This window comes from Faecalibacillus sp. MSK20_93 (assembly GCF_020589945.1).
Classification (GTDB): Bacteria; Bacillota_I; Bacilli_A; order Erysipelotrichales; family Coprobacillaceae; genus Faecalibacillus; species Faecalibacillus intestinalis.
The window spans coordinates 23,901-31,779 of record NZ_JAJDKA010000034.1 but is presented as its reverse complement, the minus strand read 5'-3'; the positions used below and the strand labels follow the sequence as shown (position 1 = coordinate 31,779).

General features: G+C 29.4%; 7 protein-coding genes. All 7 read right to left on the bottom strand.

Annotated features, from left to right (window positions below):
* Positions 1-103: 103 nt before the first annotated feature.
* A complete protein-coding gene (bsh, locus tag LJD34_RS10385; protein ID WP_227359826.1) occupies positions 104-1,078 on the bottom strand; it encodes a choloylglycine hydrolase in 975 nt (324 codons plus the stop codon).
* A gap of 108 nt (positions 1,079-1,186) precedes the next feature.
* Positions 1,187-2,617 carry a pyruvate kinase gene (gene pyk / locus LJD34_RS10380; RefSeq protein ID WP_119363088.1) on the bottom strand — a complete coding sequence of 477 codons (1,431 nt, stop codon included), beginning with the start codon at positions 2,615-2,617 and terminating at the stop codon, positions 1,187-1,189.
* A gap of 179 nt (positions 2,618-2,796) precedes the next feature.
* Positions 2,797-3,384 (bottom strand): DUF3267 domain-containing protein, encoded by a 588-nt coding sequence (locus LJD34_RS10375; RefSeq protein ID WP_227359825.1) that lies wholly within the window; start codon positions 3,382-3,384, stop codon positions 2,797-2,799.
* Positions 3,385-3,446: 62 nt separating this feature from the next.
* Positions 3,447-4,205 (bottom strand): Nif3-like dinuclear metal center hexameric protein, encoded by a 759-nt coding sequence (locus LJD34_RS10370; RefSeq protein WP_147579913.1) that lies wholly within the window; start codon positions 4,203-4,205, stop codon positions 3,447-3,449.
* Positions 4,192-4,881, bottom strand: coding sequence for a tRNA (adenine(22)-N(1))-methyltransferase (locus LJD34_RS10365; RefSeq protein ID WP_227359824.1), 690 nt, complete (start codon positions 4,879-4,881; stop codon positions 4,192-4,194). The genes LJD34_RS10370 and LJD34_RS10365 overlap by 14 nt, the downstream gene beginning before the upstream one ends.
* Positions 4,881-6,122 (bottom strand): RNA polymerase sigma factor RpoD, encoded by a 1,242-nt coding sequence (gene rpoD / locus LJD34_RS10360; protein WP_032091518.1) that lies wholly within the window; start codon positions 6,120-6,122, stop codon positions 4,881-4,883. The genes LJD34_RS10365 and rpoD overlap by 1 nt, the downstream gene beginning before the upstream one ends.
* A gap of 3 nt (positions 6,123-6,125) precedes the next feature.
* The gene (gene dnaG / locus LJD34_RS10355; protein WP_032091519.1) at positions 6,126-7,877 is read right to left on the bottom strand and encodes a DNA primase; all 1,752 of its coding nucleotides are present in this window, start codon (positions 7,875-7,877) and stop codon (positions 6,126-6,128) included.
* Positions 7,878-7,879: the final 2 nt, after the last annotated feature.

Genomic DNA, 7,879 nt, shown 5'->3' with positions numbered 1-7,879 from the left:
AATATTTTAGAGGGAATACTGATTCCACATCAATATCCCCCTTAATAATTTAGAGCGAATTTCGCTAAAGCACTCGATTATTTAGAGCGCCATCTTAAAAATACTAATTTTGTTCATAAAATTCTTCATCATCTAGCATTGGGTAACTAGTAAGATGTTGACCATCTAAATTTACTTTATGCATATTAACGGCAGTAATTTGTCTTCTATTATATGTTGTATAATAATAGATTCCCTTTTGACTATTCCAACATGACGTATAAATCGTAATTTCATATTTTCCACCATCTACTTCACAACACCCTCTTTGTTGTTCTACAGAACCTAAAATATGGAAAAATTGGTTAACACTATCTCTTTCATTATCTTTTGATTGTCCGTTCATTTTAGTAAATGCAACTCTTACAAAACGTGACATTGAAGATAAATCACCAGGTAATCCAAGAGCTCCCATTCCTCTAGAATAAGATTTTAAATCTAATTGTTTAGAAAAATAATTTTGTGGTTGTTTAGGTGATAAAGACATATAATTATTTAAATTAAATAATTGTTTATCAAATGAGGGATTGTTTGCAAGAACGCCGACTGGATTTTCATAGATTTTTAATCCTTCTTCGACTGATTCAACAGTTATACATCCACTTTGATCTGCAATGATCCAATGTAATGATGCGGCTGGCAAATGTTCGTTATAAGGTGTCTTCACTAAATTGATTGTTTGAATAAGTTGTTTAGCTTCTTTAAGCGTTGCACATTGACTTAAAACCCAAGGAATGAATTCATATTGAGCAACGTTGACTGCTCCTTCTTTAACCTCTTGATAACAAGCATTTCCGACAAAATTTAATCCTGCCATTCCTAAACCTTTTTCATTAACAGCGTCATAATATAAAGGATATTCATCTAATACATGAGCCATACCAATCATGGCATAATGTTCAATATTTTTTGATCCATGTCTATATTGTAAAGGATAGTTTCTCGGCATAATAGCTATTTTTTCACCATAGGAAAATTCATAATCCAAAGTTCTACCCATATAAAAATCTTTTGTTTGATAAGTTGCTGCTGTACACATATAAAATCTCTCTTTCTTTTCATTGTTTTGCTATTATATAGTATAACCCATTTATTTCATCTTTATGAATTAGAAAAGAAAAACACTCTTAAGAGTGTATTTCGAATATTATTTAACTTCTACAAGTTCTAAATAGCTTGTTGCACCTTTAACTCCTGGTGTTCCACCAGTAACTAAGATTTTTTGACCAGGTTTTACACCATTTTCTCTAGCAATAATACTTGCATAATCAATCATTGAAATACGTGAGTTTAATTGTTTACAAGGTACTGCTTTAACACCCCAGTTTAAAGCTAAAGCTTTAACAGTTTTAAGTGATGGAGTTGCAGCAATAATACGAGATTTTGTACGATAACGAGCCATTTTACGAGCTGTAAATCCAGATTCTGTAAAGGCAATAATTGCTGCTACATTGAATTTATAAGCAATTTCTGCAACAGACATACAAATAGCTTCGCTTGTATCATCTGGTGCTGTACGAATGGCTTGTCTTTGTAAGCTTTGATAATCTAAACTAGATTCAATCTTATGAGCAATTTTTGACATCATTAAAACTGCTTCTTGAGGATATAATCCACTTGCAGATTCACCAGATAACATAATTGCATCTGTACCATCATAAATCGCATTAGCCACGTCAGATACTTCCGCACGTGTTGGTCTTGGATTTTGTTGCATACTTTCTAACATTTGAGTGGCAGTAATAACGATTTTACCACGTTGTTTACATTTTTTAATAATTGATTTTTGAATAAGTGGGACATCTTCAGCAGGAACTTCTACACCTAAGTCACCACGAGCAACCATGATACCATCAGCAATATCAAGAATTTCATCAACGTTTTCAACACCTTCTTGATTTTCAATCTTCGCTAAAATTTGAATATCATTTCTACCATTTTCAATTAATAATTTTTTAATATCAATAATATCTTGTGCTCTACGACAGAATGAAGCAGCAACATAGTCAAAAGGTTGATTTGCACCAAATGTTAAATCTGAAATATCTTTAGGTGATAAATAATCAAATCCTAATTTAATTCCTGGAACATTGATTCCACGTTTATTTTTTACTTCTCCATCATTTGCTGCTACACAAACAATATCTGTTCCTTCAATATGATCAACTAATAATTCAACTTGACCATCGTTTACTAAGATGAAACCACCTGGTTTAACATCTTTATATAAATCTTTATAAGTAATTGTAAATCTTTCACTTGTTCCTTCAATATCTTCTACACAAATAGTTGAAGTTTGTCCTTTTTTAAAAGTTGTTTTTCCACCAACAAAATCACCAGTTCTAATTTCAGGTCCTTTTGTATCTAATAAAATAGCGACATTTGTCGATAATTCTTTATTAATTTCTAATAAAGTATTGATTTTTTCTTCATGTTCTTCATGAGTTCCATGAGAAAAGTTTAATCTCATGACATTCATTCCAGCTTTTACTAATTTAGTAAGCATTTCTTTACTTTCTGAAGCTGGCCCAATAGTACATACAATTTTTGTTTTTGACATAATCTCGTTTTTGTTCATAATTCTTGCCTTCCTTTACTCTCTACATCTTTTAGTATAAACCTATTTTTTTAAGATAACAATGCATAAAATCAATGTAAGCACATCCACTTAAAAAATATTTTTTCTTTCATTATTTTATGAAAAAAGAGTTACAAAAAAAGATAAAATAAAATAAATTAATTTTTTGAAACTTATTTTTATTTATTTTCAGGTATATACCAATAAGAATTCATCTGATATAAATAGGTTCTAGCTCCTTTAGGCATTTGTGTAAGAGCATTGAAAACATTATAATAATCTCCTGCCCCCATCGCTACAGCAATAACTCCCCATAAAGCAAACATCAAATATTTAGTTCCTAGAAAAGATAAGCAGTAAGGAAGAAAACCAAAAACTAAATTTGGTAGAAGAGACATAAAAATAAATCTTTTTTTACTCATTGTTTCAGTTCCTAAAACAAAAACCATTCCTTGTTTAAAATTTGTATAAAGATAAACATCTTCTTTAAAACAAAGGGCATGTAAAAGCTCATGAGGAAACATTGTTAAAATTGGAAAAATAAAAACAAGCATCACATCATCAAAATAAAGCAGTAAATCATTTTTATATACTAAAAGAATAGGAATAGATAAGATGACCATTAATACAAGTCCTATTGTATTAGCAATAACAGCAAGTTCTTTGGACGAACTGACTTCTTTAAATTTTACAGCATTGGGTTGATGTTTTCTTTTCGGTAATATTTCAGGATCTAAATTATATTTTCCTTGATAATGTAATTTCATAATAAAGCTCCTTTCTTATAGCCTATCAAATATGAAAAAACTCTTGAGTCATCCCAAGAGTTTTATTCATATTTAAAATAATCAAGACTTTCGTGAATTTGTATTTGAATTGGTAAATCTTCTAATAATTCAGGAAGTTTTTCTTCAATTATAACTTCTAAATGATGACCAGGATCAATTAATAAACAATCATGATCAATAGCATATTTAGCATGGCGATATTTAGTATCACCTGTAATATAACAATCTACTTGACCAGTAAGAATTTCTAAGTCGTCTGCTGCACTTCCCCCACAAATAGCAATTGTATGTATCATTTTATTTGTATTTTTACTATATTTTAAATGTTGCAAATGAAATTTATCTTTTACATATTCTATAAAATCTTGTCCTTCCATTGCTTGATTTAAAGTAGCTTTCTTTCCTACTTCATAATGATCATAACAAGCAACATCATGAACACCTAATTTTTGAATCAACCAATCATTCATGGAAATCCCATTTTGTCCTCTATCTAAACATGTATGTAAGCTATAAACAACAATGCCATGTTTAATAGCTCTTTCAATAAATTTTCCTTGATGTAAAGATGTATCCAGGTTTTTTATTTTTTCTAATAAAAAAGGATGATGTGTAATTAACATTTGACAATTATTTTCAATACAGGCTTGTAATGTTTCATTATCAGCGTTTAAAGCAATATAAACTTTTTTAACTTCCTTTTCTCTACTTCCAATTTGTAGACCACAGCAATCAAAATCCATTTGAAGATTTAAAGGAAAATATTTCTCCAAATGATTCATAATTTCATAAGCTTTCATTAAGTTCACCTTCAATTAATTGTTTTTGTTTTTCTAATTCTAAATATCTTGGATGATTTGATGGCAAATCTTTCATAATCTTTAAATATGTTTGATATTGTTTTTGCCAATAACGAATAAATAATTCATCTTTATTTTTTCTTAAAATTGGACCAAACATCATATCTTCTTGATTATATTGAATATCTTGATTTGTATTTTCTACAACCATCATTTCATAAACATGATGACCATCTTTAATCATCTTTTCATCAATAATTTTAAAATGATTTTTAAATAAGTATTTTCTTAGATGATCCGTATTAGCGTTAGGTTGTAAATAGAATTGTTTAACTTTATTTAAATACGCTTTATTTTTTTCTAATATTTCTACAATTAGAAATGATCCCATTCCAGCAATCGTTACCATATCAACTTTTTTATCAAGAATAGGATCTAATCCATCTCCTAATAAAGCTTCAACATTTTCTTCGAAATGATATTGCCTAATAGTAGAAAGTGACGCCGCAAAAGGACCTTTTGCGACATCACAGGCATAAGCTTTATCTATAATATTTTTTTCAATTAAATAACATGGCAAATAAGCATAATCTGTTCCAATATCTGCCAAGATATTTCCTTTTTTATGTTTTTCTACCAAATAAGCAAGTAATTCTAATCTTTTTGATAGTTTCATTAACGATCTAAGAAATCCTTTAATCTTTTAGAACGAGATGGATGTTTTAATTTTCTTAATGCTTTTGCTTCAATTTGACGAATACGTTCACGTGTAACGTTAAATTCACGCCCAACTTCTTCAAGAGTTCTTGTTCTTCCATCATCCAAACCAAAACGAAGTCTTAATACTTTTTCTTCACGATCTGTAAGTTCTAATAAAACATCATTCAATTCATCTTTTAATAATTCATTAGCAGCATAATCATCTGGAGACATTGCTCCTTCATCTTCAATAAAATCACCTAAATGTGAATCATCTTCTTCACCAATTGGTGTTTCTAATGAAACGGGTTCTAATGAAATTTTTTGAATTTCACGTACTTTTTCAGGTGTCATACCATCCATTTTTTCAGCAATTTCTTCAGCAGATGGTTCTCTACCTAATTCTTGAATTAATTGTCTTTGAATACGTGTTAATTTATTGATTGTTTCTACCATGTGTACTGGAATACGAATTGTACGGGCTTGATCGGCAATTGCACGTGTAATTGCTTGTCTAATCCACCAAGTCGCATAAGTAGAGAATTTAAATCCTTTTGTATAATCAAATTTTTCTACTGCTTTAATTAACCCCATGTTTCCTTCTTGGATTAAATCTAAGAATAACATTCCACGTCCAACATATCTTTTAGCGATGGAAACAACTAATCTTAAGTTTGCTGCAGCAAGTTCTTTTTTAGCTTGTTCATCTCCTTCAAGAATTCTTTTAGCTAATTCAATTTCTTGATCATGATTTAATAATTCAACTCGCCCAATTTCTTTAAGATACATTTTTACAGGATCATTAATTTTAACATTACTTCCAAGTTGAGTGCTTTCACTTTCTTTATCATCATCATGTTCTTGATACATATGTAATGTATCCCCTGTCATCATATCGAAATCACCATCAAAATCTAGATCAGGAGTATCATCTGCATCATCTATATCAAGGTCTAAATCATCATCCATTGCAGGAACACCTGCAAGTAACATATCATCATCTACATCTAATGAATCTAAATCATCATCAGAAATAGTAATTTGATTTTGTTGAATATATTCAAGTAATTCTTCTGCGAGTTCATCACTTAAATCATAATTCATTAAATATTCATCAATTTGTTCTTGGGTTAATACATTGTTATTGTTTTTTGCTTCATTTACAACTAATTTTTTTAAATCATCAAATGAAACTGCTTGTACTTTTTTCTTTGCCATAGTTTACTCCTTATCTTTTGATTCTATAATTTCTTGAAGAATTTTTGCTTGTTGACGAGGATCATATGTTTGTGATAGCTCCTGTTCAAGTTGTTTAATTCGTTCAATTTTAAGTTTTTCTTGTATTATTTTGATATAATCATCAATTGCTTGATTTGATTCTAATTGAGGTAAATGTAAAGATGATATTTCTAAAATTCTTTTAACAATATCTTGATCATCAATCATATTAATCAAATCAGCAACTTCTAAAATGACGTACTGACGATAATAATCAATAATATAGGAAGCAATTAAGCGATTAACTTTATCATACATATAGCCTGCTTTTGCTTCATATTGCATCGCATACTTTTTATCCTGCATCATATAATATAACAAATCTCTTTCAGCCTTTTGATACTTATCAATCAATCTTGAAACATGATCATAAGTCACTGGTCTAAAAGGTATTGGTTTTTTTACAAGAGTTTGTTGACTCATTAAATGATGAATTGTTTCTTTAGAAAATCCTGATTTTTTTTCAAGTTGACCAATATAATAATCTTGATCAACAATATCATCCAATTGCATGATGACTTTAACCATGGATTCTAAATAATTTTTTCGATCTTCATAATTATCAACATTGATACGTTCATAATAATAATTTAATTTAAACTCAACAGCACTTATTGGATTTTTAAAGAGTGCTATTAATTCATCTTTTCCTTTAGCTTCTAGAAATTCATCTGGATCCATTGCATCAGGAATAACCACGATTGATGTATGAAATCCTTCATTATTTAAAGCATCCACACATTTTATCATCGCATTTTTTCCAGCTTGATCACCATCAAGACATAAAACAATATCATTTGATAATCGTTTTAACATTTTTAAATGTTGTGAAGTTAAAGCTGTTCCCATAATTGCGACAGTATTTTTAATACCCGCTTTATATAATGCTATTACATCCATAAAACCTTCTAGAATAATGACTTTACCTTCATTTCTAACATCATTTTTTATACGATGGTAATTGTATAAGGTCTCTCCTTTAATAAATATTTTAGATTCAGGAGAGTTCATATACTTAGATTCTTTTTGATTTTTTTGATAGATACGACCACTAAAGCCAACAACACGTCCTTCACTATTATGTAAAGGAAACATAATACGATTGGAATAGCGATCGTATCCTACTTCAGATTCTATAACAAGCCCTGATTCATAAGCTTGCATTCTTGAAAAACCAGATTTTTCAAAAGCCTTTAATAAAATATTTTGTTCTGGTGCATAACCAATTTCAAAATAGTCAATAATATCTTTAGATAAATGTCTTTGACTTAAATAACTATTTGCTTCTAAAGCAAGCTTCGTCGTTAAATAATGTTTATAAATACGATTAGCTTCTTCATGCATTAAATAGTATGGTTCTAATTCTTGATTTACATGTGGTTTTTCTTCATAAAATGTAAAATCACCTAAATCAACATTTCCCATTTGAGCCACCATTTTGACAGCTTCCATAAAGGAAATTTTTAAGTAATCTTGTAAGAAAGTAAACACATTTCCACCGTGTGAACATACAAAACATCTATAGATCTGCTTTTCAGGTGAAACAGACATTGATGGATGATCATCGTTGTGAAATGGGCACCTTGCTAAATAATTACGACCTCTTCTTTCTAAAGGAAGATAATTGCCAATAACATCAACGATATCAACGCTTTGTCTTATTTCATTGATTTTTTCATTTGAAAGTCTTGGCATAA